Genomic DNA, 16923 nt, shown 5'->3' with positions numbered 1-16923 from the left:
GTCAGTCGGCCACCGAGAATAGCACCGCGAAGCGCGCGCCGTCGTTATCGTGCAGTGCGATTTCCGCCTCGGCGGCCTCCCTCGCAAGGCAATACGCCTCGGCAGCCTGTAATCTGGCGCCATGTTCGCGAAAATGCGCGTCGGTGCGCTCGGTCTCGTTCAATCCCTCGGCCAACAGAAGATCGACCGCATAGGCTTTGACGGCGTCATGCGCGGTCACGCCTTCGCGGGCGAGCACCGTTTGAGCAGCCGTCAGCGCAGCCTGCCTCACCTCGGGTTCCAGCGTGTCCTGGCCGAACATCGCAAGGCGGGAGTCGTTCGTTTCCATTGGCTCAATCCTCAATCAGTCCAGCCCGGATATTCCCGGCCTCGACCTGCAAAGCGCTCGCCCTCGTTCGTGCGTCAGGATTGCCGGTTTTGGCCGCATAGGCAAGGAAGCGGTCGGCGCGCCGGTCGAGATAATCAGCCACCCTGTCCAAATCCGAGGGGCCGTTATGTCCCCGCATATCCACCGTCGTCATCGCTCGCTCTTCCGAATCGCTTGCATCGATGTTCCAATTTTGTTCTCGTTCGTCGGCGATGGCAAGAGAGCTAGTTAACCCGATCAGCGACCTGTTCGACGTTGCCTGTCGGCATCACACCGTGAAGGTGTCGTGCCAATGCGGGAACGTGGGCATCTTCGATCCGCATGCACTGTGGTGGCTGTTCGAGCGGAAGGGTTGGAACGACAAGCTACCCGCCGTGCGCAAGCGGATGCGCTGCCTTCAATGCTATTATGCCAAACGGAAGCGGACGATCGCCACCCTGGAATTGGTCAACGTCGATCACACGCGACAATTGCCGATGCCGGATATCAGCGAATGGAAGAGGCAGTTGCGGCGGCGGCGGTGAATGTCCGAAATGGGGTGGGAAGCGGACGTCAGGTTTGATAGACCTCGAGAATGTCTTCGCTCCGCATTACAGATAGTGATCGGCCCACCGACGAAGAGGTGGAAGCCGCCGCACGGCAACTGCATTTGTCTGGAGAGGAACACGGCTGGTGGCCGGAAAGCGTCTCTAACTACGATTCGCTCGATCCGATCGGCAAGGACGAGTTTGACGCTATCGTTGAACGCATCTTGATGGCGGCTGCTGCAGCTAAACGCGAAATTGCGAGCGGCTCCGCATAGATCGGATTATCCGAAATCGGTCGTTTCCGGTCACTCGCTCCAAATCGGCCGCGAGCGACTGGAATGGGGTGGATAGCGGACAAGCTAATCGTTAGCGTCTTCGAGTGGCGAAAAATGATCTCGGCAGCAAATGGACGCCGATGATCGAACGACAGGTGAAGTGGTCGTTCGTCGGCATATTCGCTATTCTTGCAACAGTGCTAATTGCTCATCTGATTTGAAATGTCCGCAATCGGTCGTTTCCTGCCACCGCGTCGCGAACTGCACTGAAGGGCGAAAACGGGGTGGGAAGCGGACTAACGCTTTGGCGGCGGCGTGGGCAGGTAAATCGGATTTGGATTCTTCCCCCCAACGCATAAATTGAAATCGCCGGCCTCGCGGTCGCGAAATCGGGTCGGCCAGCCGCCCAAGCAATCGGTCGGCGTTGTGTCGATGCCTCGCACAATGGCGATCGACATCGAGCGGATACGCGCCTCTCCGACGAGGCAATTCACTTTCTCAGGTGGGGTTGCATCTAGGGCGATGAATGAAGAGGATACTGCGTCATTGCCGCCAGCGTCGGTCAAAAAGGCTTCTATCTTACAGTCCCGTAGCACCTTTAGGCTTGCAGGACCCTCCGTTTCAGGTTTGTAATCCGGTCCGAGAATATAATCAAAATCGTCGTCGACGAGACGGAGATATAGCGGCTGTTGATCATCCCGATGCCACAGCGTTGCGGCTCCCCACGCACCAATGCCAAGAGTCGCCCCGGTCAGCACGCCTGCCAGAAATTTCCGGTTCATTGGATATCCTTGCCGGTTGTTGCCACCGTCACATTTGCCGAAGATCCGAACGTCCGCAATCGGTCGTTTGCGGTCGTTCGGCGGTTGACTCCTGGAAGTTGTCCGCCACCATTCCCGGATGTGCAACCTATACACAAATAAGAGCACCGTCGCCGAAATGGCGGACCTGTTCAAGGCGCAGGCGCCACACGGCTTCAACGCCCCCGCCGACGTCTATCCGGGCTATCCGGGCCTGGTCATCCGCGATCATGACGGCGCCCGCGTGATCGAGCAAATGACTTGGGGCTTCCCCGTCCGCCTCAAGGGCATGAAGCCAACCAGCAAACCGAAGCCGGTCAACAACGCCCGCGACGACAAGCTGCTGACCCCGTTCTGGAAGCATTGGTTCACGACACCAGCGCACCGCTGCCTCATCCCGTTCACCGCCTTCGCCGAGGCCGAGGGGCCGAAGGGCAAGATGACGCGGACATGGATCAGCGTCGCCGATCAGCCGACCGCGGCTTGGGCAGGATTGTGGCGGCCGACCGACGAATGGGACGACGCCTACACCGGCGTCATGGTCGATGCGACCGAGGAGCTTTTCGACATTCACGACCGTATGCCGGTGATCCTGCACCCCGACGCGCACGAGACTTGGCTGCGCGCCAATGCCGACGAGGCGATGAAGCTGGTGACGCAATATCCAGCCGACAGGCTCATCGTCGATCGCACCGACGAACCTTGGTTCAAGCCGCGCGGAAGCTGATGGCTTTTCAACAATAGCGTTGCGAGTCGCCGAGGAACCGAACATCCCTCAACACGTTGGCCAAATATGGCCCCTCCCTAAAGGGCCGCCGCCGCCGGTCCCCCCCCACTATGACTGGCGGCGGCAAAGTCACCGATTTTTCACGAATCAACGGCACATGCGCGACAACCCTGCCGCGCTCGCGACCCGCGCGGCGGGGCCACCTTCACCGAATCATTGCGCGCCGGTCGATGGCGGGATTAACATCGCTCGATGGAAAGCGCCCAAGCTCTACTCGAGATGCTGCCCGACGGTTGCGAGCTGCGGGCGTCGGTTGCCGGCGTTGGCCGGGGATGGGAGGCGACCGCGCAAATTGTCCATATCACCGACACGCCGAAGCCGATCCACGTGGGGCGCGGGCCAACCGATGAGGACGCACTAGAGCACGCAGTCCATTCGCTCGCCTATTTTTGGGGATGGAGAACCAGCCCGGTGGCAAGGAATTACCCCCAGCGATGACCTATGAAATCCGCGGCCCTGACCCCGACGGCGACTTGTTCGTCGTTCGCATCGACGGGGAAAATGAGACGACGATCGATGAGACTTTCCCGAGCGCGGCGCTCGCGCAAGCTGCAGCCGAGCGGCTCAACATTAGCGGGATTTAAACCCTGGCGATTTAGACGGCTTGGCGTGCGTGGCGTGTCGCCAAGCGCACCCCTGATCGCGACCTATCAGGGGTGGCCCTAACCGGAAGGCGGGCGGAGGCGCGTCACGCACGCCCTGACTTCGCGCTGGCGACTCACGTTCCTGATCGTTACGCTGCACTGCGGCACACTCGCGCCGATGCGAGCTTCACCTATTAAAGCAGTGAGCCGGGGAGGCGTGGGAATGGTTGAAGCAGCTTTGGCAGTGGTTTTTGTCATCGCCGCTCTCGGTTTGCTCCTATTTTTGTGGGGTAAAAAGAAGCAGGTCGCACTGACGCGGGTCTCATTGCCCTTCGCGGAGTTTTCAGTGTCCAGCTTCGACGGGCTGCCTGCTGTGATGAAGTTTTCGCAATTGAGCATGCTGTGTCTTCCCGCCGACCCCTCAATGACCAAATCTCTCGACGGCAGCACTGCTGAAAGTTCTTCGCCAGCGATGATGATCCACACGGGGTGGAACGTTGTCTGCGAGGCCTTTATCGCGCGTTTCGGAGCATATCCAACTGACGAGGAAGTGCTCAAGGCTGCGGCGGCAATCGGCGGGCAAAATGTCGAGTTCGTGCAGATGTTCCGCGGCATTTACGAAGCCGCAATCAAGCATGCTGCTTCGATCGACCGGGAGTTTGCTGCGAACTTTCTCGTACGAGCTCCTGCGCTCGCGGAGCGCATTCACGGCGGATCGCGGGTTGAGCTTCCGAGCGACCCAAGTTTTCTCGACATGATGGTTCGTGCTGAAAGTATAGTCAGTGGCTTCGACCCGAATAGTTCGGCAAAGAAGGCGCCAGAGCCGCCCACCGCCGCGAGCATCGAACAGACGTTATCAGACGCTCAAAGGCAAAAGCTCGCCGAAGTGGCAACTGACGATGACTGGGTTGGCGCATGGGACGCGCTTGCCATCGAACTCGAAGCCAAGGATCTGGTCTCGAAGATAAAGGGGGTGCACGGTCAAGATCTGGCCACCCCCACGATGTTGGGGTCTGAGGTTTACCGTATAATCCGCGGTCGGAGTGAGCAATCGCATTGAGCGATCGTATGCGGCGGGGGTGATCGCCGCAGGAATCCGTCGAATCTAAAATCGAAAGCGCCACTCAATTCCGAAAAAGTGATTGATAGTTTCTATCAGTCTTTCAGTCGATGCCGGGGCGCTTTAGTTTCAGCCACGCATCCGACCGGCCTCGGATATACGGGGCATCCGCGCGCTTGACCATGACGCCTTCATGACCCGCCGCCCAACCCCGTTGCGCCTCGCCCTCGACGTCAGCAGCACCGAACGCCCATGTGTCTGCTACGAGCTCGATGGGATCGACGCCATGGCCTGCGCCGCGGGTGCCCGCCCGCCACTCCCAACCCGACCCATCGGGGGCCGTGGCAGCAATCGCGCGCGCCAGTGTCGCTTTGCGCTCGAACAGGGGTGTGTCGCACCGCCCAGCCTGCCACGCATCGAAGGGGATAGCGTCAAACGCGTGGAACGTGCCGGCATCGCCCAGGCGCCACCCGCGTTCATAGTGCGCCTTCGTCGCCGCGAAAGTACCGTCGACGACGAATTCGCCGTCGAACACCCATTGGCCGCCCATCGCCGCCTCGACCTCGATCAGTCGGGCGAGGATATGGCCAGCGCCGGGCATAGGCAGGCCGTTACGCGTCCAAAGACCTGGCGCGCCGTCGAGGCCACGGAAAAAGAGACATCGGAAGCCGTCATGTTTGCGCTCGACCATCGCGCCGGACGGATCGGGCATCACGCCAGCCCATCGACCGGCGAGCATGCAGAGCTCGGTCGGCCGTGCCCTCGTGAAGGTGCGTGGATGGCATTGCATTAGCATGCGCAAAAGATGATGCGATCGATCATCGAACGCAAGCGGAAACCCGCAGAAAACGTGGAAAAATTGCGGGTCCTACCTACGGGTTTTTGAGATCGTATGCGCTCAGGAACCGCGAAATTTACATCAGCCCGAATTTTTGGCGTTCGGCAGAGTTTGAAGTTCCTGATCGCTTTGGAACTAGCCATTTTTAGCGGCGACTCTGCAACAAGTCCAAAATGGAGCATGCTCTTCAGGCGAGCGTGTTGGCGTTTCGGATAATTGCCGGTAAGCTTTTGGCGAAGAGGGGAATCGAATGCCGTACCTGCACAATTATCGCCTATTTGTGAGCCATGCATGGCGATATAGTGAGGGGTACAACCGGGCTGTTCGCTTTCTTAACGATGCCAATAACTTTGTCTGGACCAATTATTCTGTTCCGGTCGATAAGAAGTTTGAAGGCATGAGTGACGAGCAATTGCGCCTGCAGTTGGCTCACCAGATCAGACCAACTCAGTGCGTGGTCGTATTGGCAGGAATGTATGCCCACCATAGCAACTGGATCCATTTTGAAATGGAGTACGCGAAGCTTCTGAAGAAACCTATTCTCGGCATCGTGCCGTGGGGGCAAGAACGGACTCCGCAGCTGGTACAGAATTATGCGACAAAAATGGTCGCATGGAACGCGGCGTCGATCGTGGCCGGAATTCGTGAAATCACGCCGTGACGGCTCCGCAGTTCGACTACCCCGCACTTTACGATGATGCCGATCATCAGGCTGCTTCATCGCAATCTCACACCCTGAACCTTATTCGCATTGAATACGCGCTGCTCATTGTCGCTGCGGTGCTGTCGATGAATTGGAGCAATGATCCGATATTCTTTGCGGTCTATGCTGCCGTCCTCCTCACCTCGCTTGGCGTTCTGGTTAAGCGGAACTCCGAAAAGCCTGAACAGGGCTGGTATCGCGGGCGTGCACTTGCTGAATCGATCAAGACATCAGCTTGGCGATTTTGTATGCGAGCCGAGCCGTTCGATGATGCTGAGACGGTCGCAACACCTCGTCGAGCGTTTCGCGATCACCTTGCGGATATTTTGAAGGCGAATTTCTCGACGAATTCGCCAGCGCCATCTAACAGCGCCGCGGGTGCGCAGATTCCATTGTCGATGCTGCAAGTGCGGTCGCTGCCGCTCGACGAAAGAAAGAGCTACTACCGGCAACACCGCATCGTGAATCAGCGGAACTGGTACCAAGGAAAGGCTGCGGCGAATCGACGGGATGGCACTCGCTGGGGCCGCATCGGGATCGCAGCATACAGCTTGGCGATCGTTATGACCTTGGCGCGCATTGCTTACCCGAACGGCGATCTCTGGCCGATAGAACCAGTCTTGGTGTTCGCCGCGGCGATAATTGGCTGGACACAGGTCAAAAAGTTCAACGAATTTTTTTTTTTTGATCGAAGAGGGTCTTGACTCTGCCAAAGACGAGCCTTCCTTCTCGCATTTTGTGAATGAGGCTGAGCAAGCATTTTCACGCGAACACACTCAGTGGGTTGCTCGGCAGACAAACTAAACGGCCGTTCTTCGTTGCTGAAAAAGCGGCCAGTCCAATGAGGAACTGGCCGCCAGTTTATCCGCGCCGAATTGCCGCCCGTTTGCAGGTGACCCGCGGAGGTCTCATGATCCTGGAAAAAGGCGGCCGACCCATGATGAGCCGATGGATCGGCCGCCCTCCGATACCGGTCGCCGGGAAACGAAAAAGCCGACGACCTACCGCGCCGACGGTGATCACGCGTCGACGAGGATCCCATTCAAAGATTCGCGACGGTGATGAAGCTCGTGCGCAATGCCGGCGCCTGTCCGTCTAGATGCTTGAGCGTGTCGTTCAGCGCGGGCGATACTTCGATGTCTCGGCGGTAACCCGCGAACCCCTCGAACCCGTTGGCCGCGTTGAGCACCTCGCGCAGCTTGACAATTTTGTTGCCCGCAAATCGCGTGGTCGCCGCAAGCGCCGTGAGGTTGGCGTAAACCGGCACCAGTTGTTCGAGCAGCGCCAGCGCTTCGCCGATCAGCATCGCTTCCAGCTTCTGCGCGCCGGGGACGATCTTCGTCCGCGCGGCACTTTCGACATTCGTGATTTGCGCCCGCAGGTCTTCGGCTCGGTCGCGAAGCGCGCGGCCCCCTGCGAGCAGCGCCTCTTTTTCCTGTTCGAGCGCATCCAAATTGGGGCCAGCCTTTGCCGCCTCGGTCGGCGAGAGGCCATCCAGGACAGCTCGCGCGACGTCATCGCCGCTGGGCCCGCGGTATTCGTGTATCTCGCGCGCGATGGCGGATCGGCGTTCATCGACGGCGACCCGCTTCTCTTCGACCAGCCGCAGTTCAGACTGAAGCTCGGCAATCCCGGCTAGCTCGCCTGAGAAATCGATCGCGGAAAACTCGCGCGAAACGGCATCAAGGATCTTCTTTTCCATGGTATTTTCCCTTTTTCTGCGCGGTCGATCAGCGATAGCCAAGTTTGGCATAGGCCTTGGCCCAGACGTCGGTGGCGCCGTCTTTGCGGACTTCGCTTGTCCGCGACGACGGATTTTCCTTCGCATCGCGGGTGGGGCCCTGCACGGCGGCGATCGCACGCTCCCAAATTCGATCGATCGCAAGTTGGCGATCAGTCGGTGTCATGGGCAAGCGAGCGATGATCTCGTCGTCACTCAAGTCTTTCGCGACGAGCAAAAGGGTCGAAGTTTGGCGGCCCTGTGCCGCCTCATGCTCTTGAAGCCGCTTCAACTTGTTGCAGGCCCGGGCAAAGCCGCCGCGATAGGCATCCGCGTAAACATCACCTCGCGCCTCAACTTCTGCAGGAACTTTCATCGGTTTTGGCTTCGCCGGTGCCGCAGCTGAAATGGGTTGCGTGACTACAGTCGGCTTCGCACTCGGAGTCACCTCTTCAGCGCGACCCTTCGTTGTCCCCAAGCGCCCGCTGAACGCCTCGCCCTTCGCGGCGGCCCGAATGCGGTCGACGCTTTCGGGCCTGCTGAGCGCGGCCAGTGCGGCTGGCAGTTTTGCGAAGCGCGCTCCCTGGCCAGTAGGGGGATTGGGAAGTCCAGAAAATCGGCCCATGTTCAGGTTCCTTGGTAGTCGTGGTCGGTAAGGTTTGCGTTCCAGGCGATCGGTAATCCCGCCGCCTCGGCCTTCGCTTGAGCGCGCCGCTTGAGCTCGTCGACCGCGGCGCGCAGGTCGGTCCTGGCAACGCGACCGAACTCCGCAATGAAATCGGGGTCGCGCCAGAATGGTCGCGTGTGGCCACCGACCGAAATCCAGTTGGCGATCGCGATGGGAAGGTCGGTGGTGCCGTCGATCATGACGCGGCACCCAAGCGCGCCACGCGCATTGCGGCCGTCAGCAGGTCGAGGGCAGCGGTCCGTCGCTCCATCTCGGCGTTGCGCGCTTCGAGGATGCGAGCGGCGGCGCCCAGCTCGGCATCGCTCATGTTGGCGAAGCGGCGCTGGTATTCCGCATTCGCCCAGAAGGGCGAGTGACGATTGTTGACCTGCGCCCAGTCGGCAAGATCGATCGCCCGCTGAAGGGATTGTGTGCTGAGGGCGGCAAGCATCAAAGGGTCCGCCCCATTTTGGCGGCAAGGTATGTGACGATTTGCGCCCTCTCGGTCGAATTGACCACGCGGGGGTAAATCAACACGGCGTAGACGCGACCGGCGAAATATTGCTCAAAGGAGGTTCGACGAAGCCCGAACAGGGTAAAATAGCTGGGCGTAAAGGTGCCTGTGCGGGTGTACGATCGCGCAGTTCCGGCCGTTCCATCCACATAGGGCGTGATGCTGGAACCGTTGTCGGTGTGGCCAACCACATTATCAGTGTTGTCAAAGGCGTTCGTCGCGCCCGAAAAAGGAGCCGCACCCAGCATATCGATTGCGCCGTCGCGGCGAATAATGGCCGCCTGTGTACTTGCAGTCGGGTTGCCCGCCCGTTCGCAGGTGTACCAGCAGCTAGTGCTGCCGCCCTCTGCGATCAATGTACGGTCGGGGGCAGGGTTACCGCGCACCGCAACGAACACCGAACACGCGCCGCTGTTGTACAGGCCCATATCACCGGCCCATGCTAGAACGTCGTTCGATCCATCTGCCTCGACCCAATGCAGGGTGCCATCGGTACGATAGATTGGGCGGGTATTGTCATTCGCAGGCGCAGTCAGATGGCGGGCATTTGCCGCCTTGTTCCGCCATGTACCGACTGCATCACCATCGATAGCGACTGGCGTCGTGCCGGTGATCGTTTGGAACATCGAGGACAGATCGTCGGCTTCAAGCTTGACGATATAATCGGTCGGTATTGCTTCCGCTTCGATAACTGTGACGGTAATCGTCTGCTCGGACCAATTGCCAGCTGTGTCGGTAGCGCGCACCGTGACCGAATAGCTATCATCGGTTCCGGTGTATGCCTTCGTTCCGTTGCTGGCGTAGCGCAGTGTCGAGCTGGACAGTTCGAAATCGGCCGCGTCTGCCCCGCCGACTATCGCCCATTCGACCGTTTCGTTAGCGATCAGAGAGTGCGCCAAGACTTCCGCCTCGATATTGCCGATAGTCGAAGCGCTAGTGATGGTGGGCGCGATGCCGTCGAGGATGGTGGCGGAAACCGGGTTGCTGGTCGCCATCAGGGCGGCCGAGCGGTAAACCTCAATCTTCCAAAAGATCGTGTCCGATACGTCGAAGGGTCCGAAGCCCTCGGATTCCCAATTTATCTCCCCATCAAGAACGTCGTCGCTTGAGAATACGTGGTCTAAATCTTCGGGCGTCGTGAAGCCCGAATTATCGTCCCAAATCAGGCGGAAGGTGTCGCCGATGACAGCATCGCCAGTGTCGATGCTGAACTCGGGCGGGTTGGTCGTGTTGTCGGTTACGGTCAACGTCGGCGCGACGAACTCTGGTTCAGGATCAATCGGCCCGACCGGATCAGACGTTGCTTGCGCGCTGCCCCCGGCGCCCGAAGCCGAAACGCGATAACTGATATTTTCTCCCTCGTCTGCCTCCACCAAAAGGTAAGTGCCGCCGGTCGCGCCGCTGATCTGGGTGCCAGCCCGCAACCACGCCCGCGCCGATACCGTGCCGTTGCTGATCGTCCCGTCGCTGCCGGTCAGTGTCTCGCCCACCGTGGGTGTGCCGGTGATCGAAGGCTGGACGGACCACGACGGGGCGGGCGTAGGCGTCGGGGTTGGTGTCGGGGCGCCTCCAGCGGGTCGAGCGGCTAAACGAAAGTTGAAGCCAAACCCCAAGCCGCGCATCACGCGCTCCGAGCGTCGATGGCGTTGTCGAGCAGGTCGTCGAGCGCCTGGCTGGATATGATCACGCGCTTGCCAATCCGACCGGCGCGAAGACGGCCGTCACGGATGAGGTTGTGTATCTGGGATTTGCTGAGCGACGATGCTTCAGCAGCTTCGCGGACCGAGAGAGCCCGTTTTGCGATCGGCGTGTGCATAGCGCATGTCCTTGGTCACAATGTGTGCCTTGGAAAATGCAGCGATTCCAACATCGATAAATGCGACTTTATTACCCCTCAGGCGCAGACAGTAATTTAGTTGTTTTGGCCAGCGCGTCGCGGATTTTGCTGTCCGATGGCGCGGTCGCCCCCAACGCCCAGAGCGGCCAGAGATCAGTCACGAAGACACAAAATGGCGGTCGCCATGCGCCGTTCACAGCTTGGCCGCGAGCATAGGCCTTCGCAGTCTTGCCGGTGACGTCCTCATAAACTCCCGCCAAGGTATGCACGAGCAGTCCGAACCATTCATCCCGCGGTTTAGGCGCTCGCAATGCCTCTGGCGTCGCGCCGCGGGCGATGTTGTCGATCTGGCCGGCGGCTCGACTAAAGGCTCCGCGCCACGGGTTTGAAAATCCGAAGGGGCCGTACGTAGGGAGTGCAGCGGCCACGTCGACATCACGAATAATCGCTGTCGGCAGGACGTGCGCGATCGTCCCGACAATTGTTTGCAGGATCTCTTCGTGCACGGTGCGGAGCGCGTCAGATCGAGCCGCTGCACCAGCTGCGGTCGATTGCCGGGCACCTTCTATCGTACCCAAGCCCCGCTCGAGCAGGTCGAGGCCGCGCGCCACGTCCGCGATGCCCGCCGCGATCTCGCTCGGCGTTCGGCGCTGCCCAGCAGCGGCCGGCCTGATGCCAGCGCTGAGCCCCGCGTACCTTATTCGGTCGATGAAGTCGTCCGAACGGTCACGAATCTCCCGCATGCGATCCGGGGGAATGGGGAGCCGTTCAATCGCGGCCCATATCCGCTCGTCGTCTTGGCTGGCAGGCGAAGGCGGCCGTACGCGAACCATGATATGCGTCGACGGATCGGTCATCTCGGTCGGCTTGCGCGAATGATGCGACGCATGCGCTCAGCGCTGGTCAACACCAGCTCCGCGGAGGTCAAATCGCCAAAATAGCGCTCGAAATCTGGGTGCCAAGGGTCGCGGTCGGGGAATAAATCGAGCCACGTTGCGGCCCGATCGCATTGGTCAAGTCGGCCAGGAAGGTGACCGACGGCGTTATCGATTTCCGCTTCTGTCGTTCCGACCGTCAACGCGAGCGCAGCCTGCAGGTCCGTGAGGCGTTGCGCGCGCGCCGCCTCGATCTCGCCAAGCGTTGACCGATCGAGACCTGGCCACTTCGAATGGAAATCGGGATTGTCGGCCCAGGGGATGCGGAACGGGATGGCGGTGAGGATCCATTCGACCGCGGACGCGACCAGCGCGGCATGCTCGTCGCGACGGCGGCGGGCTTCGGTGAAATCGATAACGCTCATGCTTCGACCTCCGCGCTGACGCCCAGATGCTCGGCAACCGCCCGGATCTCGTCGGCGCCGAGTTCGTCGAGCATCGCGCGCAAAGACCGGCGATGCTGTGGAGGGAGTAGCAATGTCGAATTGGCCCATGCACCGCCTGCCGCCGTCCATGCTGCCAGCCAACTGCGGGGGTCGAAGTTCGTCACTCGGAAATCTCCTCATAAATTCGCTGAGCCTGCATCCCGGTCGGGTCGTCGCCATAGGCTTCGGCAACCCAAAACAGCCACTCGGAGAGCCGTCTGCGATAATCTTCGTGGGTTGTGATCGCGTCGGAGTTCCGGTTCACGGCGCTGAAGGCCCGATCTATACAGGCGACCTTTGCGGGAGTGGCCAGGTTGGCAAAGGTGGCAGGAAGGTGATCGCGAAATCCTTTCCCTGATCGCCCCGCGTCGGCAACGACGCGCGCCTTCGGGGAATTTAATTCTCCTGCTTCAGCAGAATTTAGTTCTCCCCTTGGGGAACTATAATGGGGAGCAGTTTCGTCGTAGTTTTCTGCCGGTCTCCGAGCTTCCGAATCATCATTCTCGTCATATTGATGTGACGGATCGGTCATATTCAAAGTGACGGTCTCGTCATATTGCTCCGACCCGTCGGGGATGTTGTCGGGGACATCGTATCGGACTCGCATGGCGGCTTCTGTCTTGCCACCGCGGCGATCGTGGCGTTCGATGAGTCCATGCAACTCGAGCGATTTGACGGCCCGGACAAGGGCCGCGTAACTGCACTGAGCTTCGCGCGCCAAGGTCAGATTGCTCGCGATGCATCCGGCACCAAGAGGCTTCCCTTGCGCGTGCTTGTAGAGGGTCATCCCGTCGTGCAGGGCGATGAGCCCAAGGACACGCCACTCTAGCGCGGTGATTTTCGCATTGAATAGCGCCTTGGTCGGCACTGTCGAAAACACCCGCTTCTCAAGGCCCTTGGGCTCTTTGGGCATCAGTCGGCCTTCGCCACGTCGACGATCGGCAGCCCAGAGGCGTCGGCCAGTATTTTTGCCGCCATCCGAGCGAGCGGCGCCGACGAAAACGTCGACGGTCCCCTCCATCCCTCGGGCAGTGCCGATTCCGGCGCCACGGCGACGCGCCAGAACGGCCCTTCGCGGCGGATCTCGATCTGCGCGCTCATCGGCGACCAACCGGGGCAAGGCCAAGACGGGCGCGTCGGGCGTTCGCGAAGGCTCGACCGTCGGCAGTGGCAAAAAGCGGCTGATAGCTGTCGTCCCCGTCGTCGTCGCTCAGCGTGCAGCCTGGGCCGTTGAGGGCGCGGACGTTGAACAGGTTGATCGGGATGACCGTGTTGATGCCGTCCTCATCAACTTGTCCGCAAGGGTCATCCTCTTCGAGGTCAGGATCGGGGTCGAGCGCGTCGAGAATGTCGATCGAGATGGCGATCATTCGCTCGAGCGCTTTGCGGTTGGTCGCGGCGAGGGCGCGGAGCAGGTCGACATCGGGCACGCCGCGGGCGATGCTGGAAAGGGCCGGGCTGGTCATGCCGTAGCTCCCAGCCGCGCCATGTCGGCGATCAAGGCGTCAGTGAACTCGCAAGACCACGACGGGATGCTGCGCTCGCGATCGGCTATGGGCGTGGTCGCCTCGGGACCAAAGAGCAAATCGAGCTTCCATCGAACAGCACCATAGTCGGGGGCAGGGGCGAGCAAGAGGGCCGATCTCGCGACGGCGAGACGTTCGCCCGCTGCTTCCCATTCGTCCTCAATCGCCGCAATGGGATGCCGCTCTTTGCACTCCGCCAGCAGGCGACGATATTCGCGCACCTTGTCCAGTTCGGCGATGCGCTCGGGGTCGCGGTCGACGCGCTCCCACCGCGTAACGCCTTTCGCGGCAATGATCCGGAGCTGCAATTCGTCGATATCATCCACGTAGAGCAGGCGGAAGCGCGCGATGTCTCCACCGCTCAGGAATCCGCCGAAGAGCAGCATCATGTTGACGTCAGGCTCGGTCGGTTTGTCGGCCTCGTACGCGGCCACCGCGGCGTCGTAGCGGGCGCTGGCGTCGTCATCGGCGGCCATGGCAGCGTCGTAGGCGGCCCTGAGGTTGTTCCAGACGGTAAGGGTGTCGGTTGCGGCGCTGGGCGCCGCGATAGCGAGGGCGCTCATTTCGCGCCTCCATCGGCCAGCGCATTCAAGGTCTGTGATGCCTGTCGCGCGTGGTCCTCTGCGTATCCGATCAGCATCAATACCGAGTCGGTGAGGCCTGATAGCAGGTCAGGGCGAAGCTCGACGCCGGACGCGAGAATGTCGTCCATGCCGGCGAGCCCCTTCTTGGCGGCCTCAATGAAGGTCAGCGCGCCGTCTATTTGGACCTTGGCGACCCCAAGGGTTGGCTCGGGCGATTTGCCGTCAGACGCGGACGTGGTAATGCTCTCCATGGTTGTTTTCCCTCTGATGCAGGGTTGCGATCATGGCCGGCGATGAGGGTGGCGACCCCTGTCGTCGGCCGCTTCGTTTCAAGCGGCGCTGCGGAAGGCGGCGTCGATTTCCGACTTCCGGGCGTAAATTTTGCGCGATCGACGGAACGCGGGGAGCAGGCCTTGGCGGATCAGTCGACCCGTGACCTGTTCGTCCTCACCAATAAAAGCGGCGATCTCCTTGACCCCGGACAGGAGGTCTTCCCTGAGACTCTGCATACTCAATATCCTTTCGTGATAATGGTTACGGATAGGTATAGTTATCCCTACATACGTGATTGCAAACGTCCGTCAAGAGGGATAACTATACCTCACTATCGTTTAGGGAATTTCATTTGTCGCTCACGTTCGCCCAAGCTCAGGTCATCGTCGCAATGAGCGTGGGGGTGGTAACCGAGAAGATCGGAAGCCTGACCTCGCGGATGAAGCAGTGGCAGAAAATGGGGTTTCCCGAGGGAACCCGTGGCGTCGGCAGAGGCGCAAAAGCAGAGTATGGTGCTGCGCAGATTTTCCAACTTCTGTTGATGGCGAAGTTGTTGAAGCTCGGCGCGACCCCGGATCGGGCAAAACGAATAATCGAATCCGGGTGGGATGCCTTCCGGCATGGGATTGTGCACGCTCTGATAGATCAGGCGAATGCGAACGGCGAACGTCACTTCTTCTTGATCCAGATGGATGCCCTGTCGGACCTGACAACTCCTGGTTCCGATCACGAACACATCTTTGTCGAGATCGTGACCAGTAAGGAGCTGGAACATGCATGGGATGACGTTGCGCCGGAGGCAGCGGTAGATGATCCTGAGCGCGCAGAATACGCATCTTTTGTTGTCAAGAACCGCCTCAGCGGAGCGATTGTCATTGAAGTGGATTCGCTGATCTATTGGCTGTGGGCTTGCCTCAAACCCATGGGCATCTCGCCGTCGATCTTTGCTGAGGAGTTCAAAAGCTGGCATGGCGAGTTATGCATCGGCGGTCACCTCATTCAGCCTGACGAAGAGCGATTTTATAGTTTAGCGAACCGGTCGGCCATTGAGCATAATGTAGCGGGCATCGACGTATCGGCTATGTCGCGAGACGCTCTCGTTTCGGTCCGAGAAAAGCACCGCCATGGCTAGCATCCGCAAGCGAATCTGGACGTCCCCGAAAGGCGAGGAAAAGACCGCGTGGATCGTCGACTATCGCGATGGCGCCGGCGCGCGCAGGTTCAAACAGTTTGCCCGCAAGAAAGACGCCGACGCTTGGCTGACCACAGCCGCATGGGAGGTCTCGCGCGGGACGCATACCGCGGACAGCCAGAGCATCACCGTAAAGGATGCGGCCGACATTTGGGTGAAGGCGGCCGAAGCGAACGATCGGGAACGCGGGACCATTCAGCAATACAAGCAGCTGCGCGACCTTCATATCGTCCCGCTGATCGGCGCCGAGAAGCTTTCCCGGCTATCGGCCCCCAAGGTCGAGGCGTTCCGCGATCAGCTGCTGGAAACGCGCTCGAAGGCGATGGCTGGCAAGGTGGTGCGCGCGCTGTCCCGGATACTCGGCGAAGCGCAGCGCCGTGGGCATGTCGCGCAGAATGTCGCCCGCGACGTGAAGGTTGCCCGATCCTCCCGCGACCGGGGCAGGGTCGTCATCCCGACCAAAGCCGAGTTAAAGGCGCTGGTCGACCATGCCGACGACAGCCTGAAGCCGCTGATCATGGTCGCCATTTTCGCGGGGCTGCGCGCAAGCGAGCTGCGCGGCCTGCGGTGGGCAGACATTGACCTGAAGGGGGCGACCCTCACTGTTGCACAACGAGCGGACAAATACGGGCATATCGGTCCGCCCAAGTCCGATGCCGGTTATCGCACCATTCCGATCGCCAAGCCGGTCGTTGCCGAACTGCGGAGGTGGAAGCTGCAATGTCCGAAAGGCGATCTTGGTCTGGCGTTCCCGAACCGCGAGGGCGGGGTCCAGGACTATTCGCACTTAATGAAACGCCGGATCAATCCACTGCAGGTCAAAGCCGGTGTCTGCGATCCCGTGCTGGCCGACGGGAAACCCAAGCTTGACAAGAAAGGCGCCGCCGTCATGCGTGCTCGCTACGGGCTTCACAGCCTGCGCCACGCGGCTGCCAGTGCCTGGATCGCGCAAAAGATCGATCTGAAGCGGTTGCAGGTTTGGATCGGTCACGAAAATATTCAGCTGACACTCGACACCTACGGGCATTTGATGGCCGACGCCGAAGGGGATGCCGCGCTCATTGAGGCCGCGCATGCAGAGCTGCTCGCTTAGGGTACGCGTTCAACACAGGCAGGCTTATAAGGGGCTCCACAGGAGAACCAAAATGGCCGATCCCCAAATTATTCGCAGGCTTAACCGGATGCGTTTCGAAATCGTGACCGGCCCCCACCGAGTGGTCCGCTGGGATTGTTAGTGCATTGACGCGTCCATCGCCAGTGTTGGCCGCAGGTGGAGCGAAGCGGAACCGGCGGGCGACACTGGCGATGG

General features: G+C 60.3%; 29 protein-coding genes and 1 pseudogene. 10 read left to right on the top strand and 20 right to left on the bottom strand.

The window, feature by feature from the left end:
• Position 1: 1 nt before the first annotated feature.
• Together FFS18_RS15250 and FFS18_RS15245 are read right to left on the bottom strand one after the other, a co-directional pair.
• Positions 2 to 328: a hypothetical protein gene (locus FFS18_RS15250; protein WP_137871492.1), complete on the bottom strand. Its 327-nt coding sequence runs from the start codon at positions 326 to 328 to the stop codon at positions 2 to 4.
• A 4-nt stretch (positions 329 to 332) separates the two neighbouring features.
• Positions 333 to 521 carry a hypothetical protein gene (locus FFS18_RS15245; RefSeq protein ID WP_137871491.1) on the bottom strand — a complete coding sequence of 63 codons (189 nt, stop codon included), beginning with the start codon at positions 519 to 521 and terminating at the stop codon, positions 333 to 335.
• Positions 522 to 579: 58 nt separating this feature from the next.
• On the opposite strand from FFS18_RS15245, the gene FFS18_RS15240 reads away from it, so the two are divergent.
• Both FFS18_RS15240 and FFS18_RS15235 read left to right on the top strand, forming a co-directional pair.
• Entirely contained in the window at positions 580 to 891 is a 312-nt protein-coding gene (locus FFS18_RS15240; RefSeq protein ID WP_212743059.1) for a hypothetical protein, read from the top strand.
• A gap of 50 nt (positions 892 to 941) precedes the next feature.
• The gene (locus FFS18_RS15235; protein WP_137871489.1) at positions 942 to 1169 is read left to right on the top strand and encodes a hypothetical protein; all 228 of its coding nucleotides are present in this window, start codon (positions 942 to 944) and stop codon (positions 1167 to 1169) included.
• A gap of 296 nt (positions 1170 to 1465) precedes the next feature.
• Here FFS18_RS15235 and FFS18_RS15230 read toward each other — a convergent pair whose 3' ends face one another.
• Complete coding sequence (locus FFS18_RS15230) at positions 1466 to 1951, bottom strand: hypothetical protein (protein ID WP_137871488.1); 486 nt, start codon at positions 1949 to 1951, stop codon at positions 1466 to 1468.
• Between the two features lie 118 nt (positions 1952 to 2069).
• On the opposite strand from FFS18_RS15230, the gene FFS18_RS15225 reads away from it, so the two are divergent.
• The 3 genes from FFS18_RS15225 (at position 2070) to FFS18_RS15215 (ending at position 4400) form a co-directional block, all read left to right on the top strand.
• Entirely contained in the window at positions 2070 to 2696 is a 627-nt protein-coding gene (locus tag FFS18_RS15225) for an SOS response-associated peptidase (RefSeq protein WP_137871487.1), read from the top strand.
• Positions 2697 to 3151: 455 nt separating this feature from the next.
• Entirely contained in the window at positions 3152 to 3340 is a 189-nt protein-coding gene (locus FFS18_RS15220; protein ID WP_137871486.1) for a hypothetical protein, read from the top strand.
• A gap of 223 nt (positions 3341 to 3563) precedes the next feature.
• A complete protein-coding gene (locus FFS18_RS15215) occupies positions 3564 to 4400 on the top strand; it encodes a hypothetical protein (RefSeq protein WP_137871485.1) in 837 nt (278 codons plus the stop codon).
• A 103-nt stretch (positions 4401 to 4503) separates the two neighbouring features.
• On the opposite strand, the gene FFS18_RS15210 is transcribed toward FFS18_RS15215, so the two are convergent.
• Positions 4504 to 5112: an ATP-dependent DNA ligase gene (locus tag FFS18_RS15210; RefSeq protein WP_171005332.1), complete on the bottom strand. Its 609-nt coding sequence runs from the start codon at positions 5110 to 5112 to the stop codon at positions 4504 to 4506.
• A gap of 376 nt (positions 5113 to 5488) precedes the next feature.
• On the opposite strand from FFS18_RS15210, the gene FFS18_RS15205 reads away from it, so the two are divergent.
• From FFS18_RS15205 to FFS18_RS17920, 3 genes are read left to right on the top strand one after another with little or no spacing between them, the layout of a single operon-like run.
• Positions 5489 to 5899: a TIR domain-containing protein gene (locus tag FFS18_RS15205; RefSeq protein WP_137871483.1), complete on the top strand. Its 411-nt coding sequence runs from the start codon at positions 5489 to 5491 to the stop codon at positions 5897 to 5899.
• Positions 5896 to 6645, top strand: a complete 750-nt coding sequence (locus FFS18_RS15200; protein ID WP_212743058.1) for a DUF4231 domain-containing protein — start codon at positions 5896 to 5898, stop codon at positions 6643 to 6645. Before FFS18_RS15205 ends, FFS18_RS15200 begins: the two co-directional genes overlap by 4 nt.
• Positions 6584 to 6745 (top strand): hypothetical protein, encoded by a 162-nt coding sequence (locus FFS18_RS17920; RefSeq protein WP_502704182.1) that lies wholly within the window; start codon positions 6584 to 6586, stop codon positions 6743 to 6745. Before FFS18_RS15200 ends, FFS18_RS17920 begins: the two co-directional genes overlap by 62 nt.
• Positions 6746 to 6983: 238 nt before the next feature.
• Here FFS18_RS17920 and FFS18_RS15195 read toward each other — a convergent pair whose 3' ends face one another.
• From FFS18_RS15195 to FFS18_RS15125, 15 genes are all read right to left on the bottom strand, one after another.
• Positions 6984 to 7643 carry a hypothetical protein gene (locus FFS18_RS15195; RefSeq protein ID WP_137871482.1) on the bottom strand — a complete coding sequence of 220 codons (660 nt, stop codon included), beginning with the start codon at positions 7641 to 7643 and terminating at the stop codon, positions 6984 to 6986.
• A 28-nt stretch (positions 7644 to 7671) separates the two neighbouring features.
• Positions 7672 to 8286: a hypothetical protein gene (locus FFS18_RS15190; protein ID WP_137871481.1), complete on the bottom strand. Its 615-nt coding sequence runs from the start codon at positions 8284 to 8286 to the stop codon at positions 7672 to 7674.
• 2 nt (positions 8287 to 8288) lie between these two features.
• The gene (locus tag FFS18_RS15185; protein WP_137871480.1) at positions 8289 to 8528 is read right to left on the bottom strand and encodes a hypothetical protein; all 240 of its coding nucleotides are present in this window, start codon (positions 8526 to 8528) and stop codon (positions 8289 to 8291) included.
• Complete coding sequence (locus tag FFS18_RS15180) at positions 8525 to 8779, bottom strand: hypothetical protein (protein WP_137871479.1); 255 nt, start codon at positions 8777 to 8779, stop codon at positions 8525 to 8527. Before FFS18_RS15180 ends, FFS18_RS15185 begins: the two co-directional genes overlap by 4 nt.
• The gene (locus FFS18_RS17635; protein WP_212743056.1) at positions 8779 to 10332 is read right to left on the bottom strand and encodes a hypothetical protein; all 1554 of its coding nucleotides are present in this window, start codon (positions 10330 to 10332) and stop codon (positions 8779 to 8781) included. Before FFS18_RS17635 ends, FFS18_RS15180 begins: the two co-directional genes overlap by 1 nt.
• Before the next feature lie 131 nt (positions 10333 to 10463).
• Positions 10464 to 10658, bottom strand: coding sequence for a helix-turn-helix domain-containing protein (locus tag FFS18_RS15170; RefSeq protein ID WP_137871478.1), 195 nt, complete (start codon positions 10656 to 10658; stop codon positions 10464 to 10466).
• Positions 10659 to 10729: 71 nt separating this feature from the next.
• A complete protein-coding gene (locus FFS18_RS15165) occupies positions 10730 to 11536 on the bottom strand; it encodes a hypothetical protein (RefSeq protein ID WP_137871477.1) in 807 nt (268 codons plus the stop codon).
• A complete protein-coding gene (locus FFS18_RS15160) occupies positions 11533 to 11979 on the bottom strand; it encodes a hypothetical protein (protein ID WP_137871476.1) in 447 nt (148 codons plus the stop codon). Before FFS18_RS15160 ends, FFS18_RS15165 begins: the two co-directional genes overlap by 4 nt.
• Entirely contained in the window at positions 11976 to 12164 is a 189-nt protein-coding gene (locus FFS18_RS15155; protein ID WP_137871475.1) for a hypothetical protein, read from the bottom strand. Before FFS18_RS15155 ends, FFS18_RS15160 begins: the two co-directional genes overlap by 4 nt.
• Complete coding sequence (locus FFS18_RS15150; protein WP_137871474.1) at positions 12161 to 12952, bottom strand: MarR family transcriptional regulator; 792 nt, start codon at positions 12950 to 12952, stop codon at positions 12161 to 12163. Before FFS18_RS15150 ends, FFS18_RS15155 begins: the two co-directional genes overlap by 4 nt.
• Positions 12952 to 13140, bottom strand: coding sequence for a hypothetical protein (locus FFS18_RS15145; RefSeq protein WP_137871473.1), 189 nt, complete (start codon positions 13138 to 13140; stop codon positions 12952 to 12954). The genes FFS18_RS15150 and FFS18_RS15145 overlap by 1 nt, the downstream gene beginning before the upstream one ends.
• Positions 13137 to 13505, bottom strand: a complete 369-nt coding sequence (locus FFS18_RS15140; RefSeq protein ID WP_137871472.1) for a hypothetical protein — start codon at positions 13503 to 13505, stop codon at positions 13137 to 13139. The genes FFS18_RS15145 and FFS18_RS15140 overlap by 4 nt, the downstream gene beginning before the upstream one ends.
• Positions 13502 to 14128 (bottom strand): hypothetical protein, encoded by a 627-nt coding sequence (locus FFS18_RS15135; protein WP_137871471.1) that lies wholly within the window; start codon positions 14126 to 14128, stop codon positions 13502 to 13504. Before FFS18_RS15135 ends, FFS18_RS15140 begins: the two co-directional genes overlap by 4 nt.
• Positions 14125 to 14400: a hypothetical protein gene (locus FFS18_RS15130; RefSeq protein ID WP_137871470.1), complete on the bottom strand. Its 276-nt coding sequence runs from the start codon at positions 14398 to 14400 to the stop codon at positions 14125 to 14127. Before FFS18_RS15130 ends, FFS18_RS15135 begins: the two co-directional genes overlap by 4 nt.
• Positions 14401 to 14478: 78 nt before the next feature.
• Positions 14479 to 14658, bottom strand: a complete 180-nt coding sequence (locus FFS18_RS15125; RefSeq protein WP_137871469.1) for a helix-turn-helix domain-containing protein — start codon at positions 14656 to 14658, stop codon at positions 14479 to 14481.
• 116 nt (positions 14659 to 14774) lie between these two features.
• Between FFS18_RS15125 and FFS18_RS15120 the strand changes: the two genes are divergently transcribed.
• Together FFS18_RS15120 and FFS18_RS15115 are read left to right on the top strand one after the other, a co-directional pair.
• Positions 14775 to 15554, top strand: coding sequence for a hypothetical protein (locus FFS18_RS15120; RefSeq protein ID WP_137871468.1), 780 nt, complete (start codon positions 14775 to 14777; stop codon positions 15552 to 15554).
• Positions 15547 to 16707 (top strand): tyrosine-type recombinase/integrase, encoded by a 1161-nt coding sequence (locus tag FFS18_RS15115; protein ID WP_137871467.1) that lies wholly within the window; start codon positions 15547 to 15549, stop codon positions 16705 to 16707. Before FFS18_RS15120 ends, FFS18_RS15115 begins: the two co-directional genes overlap by 8 nt.
• A 138-nt stretch (positions 16708 to 16845) precedes the next feature.
• Here FFS18_RS15115 and FFS18_RS15110 read toward each other — a convergent pair.
• A pseudogene (locus tag FFS18_RS15110) lies at positions 16846 to 16923 on the bottom strand (integrase catalytic subunit); the annotation flags it as partial.

The organism is Sphingopyxis sp. 2PD, from assembly GCF_005503695.1.
GTDB lineage: Bacteria > Pseudomonadota > Alphaproteobacteria > Sphingomonadales > Sphingomonadaceae > Sphingopyxis.
The sequence above is the reverse complement of the archived record's forward strand: the minus strand, read 5'-3'. Positions and strand labels throughout refer to the sequence as shown.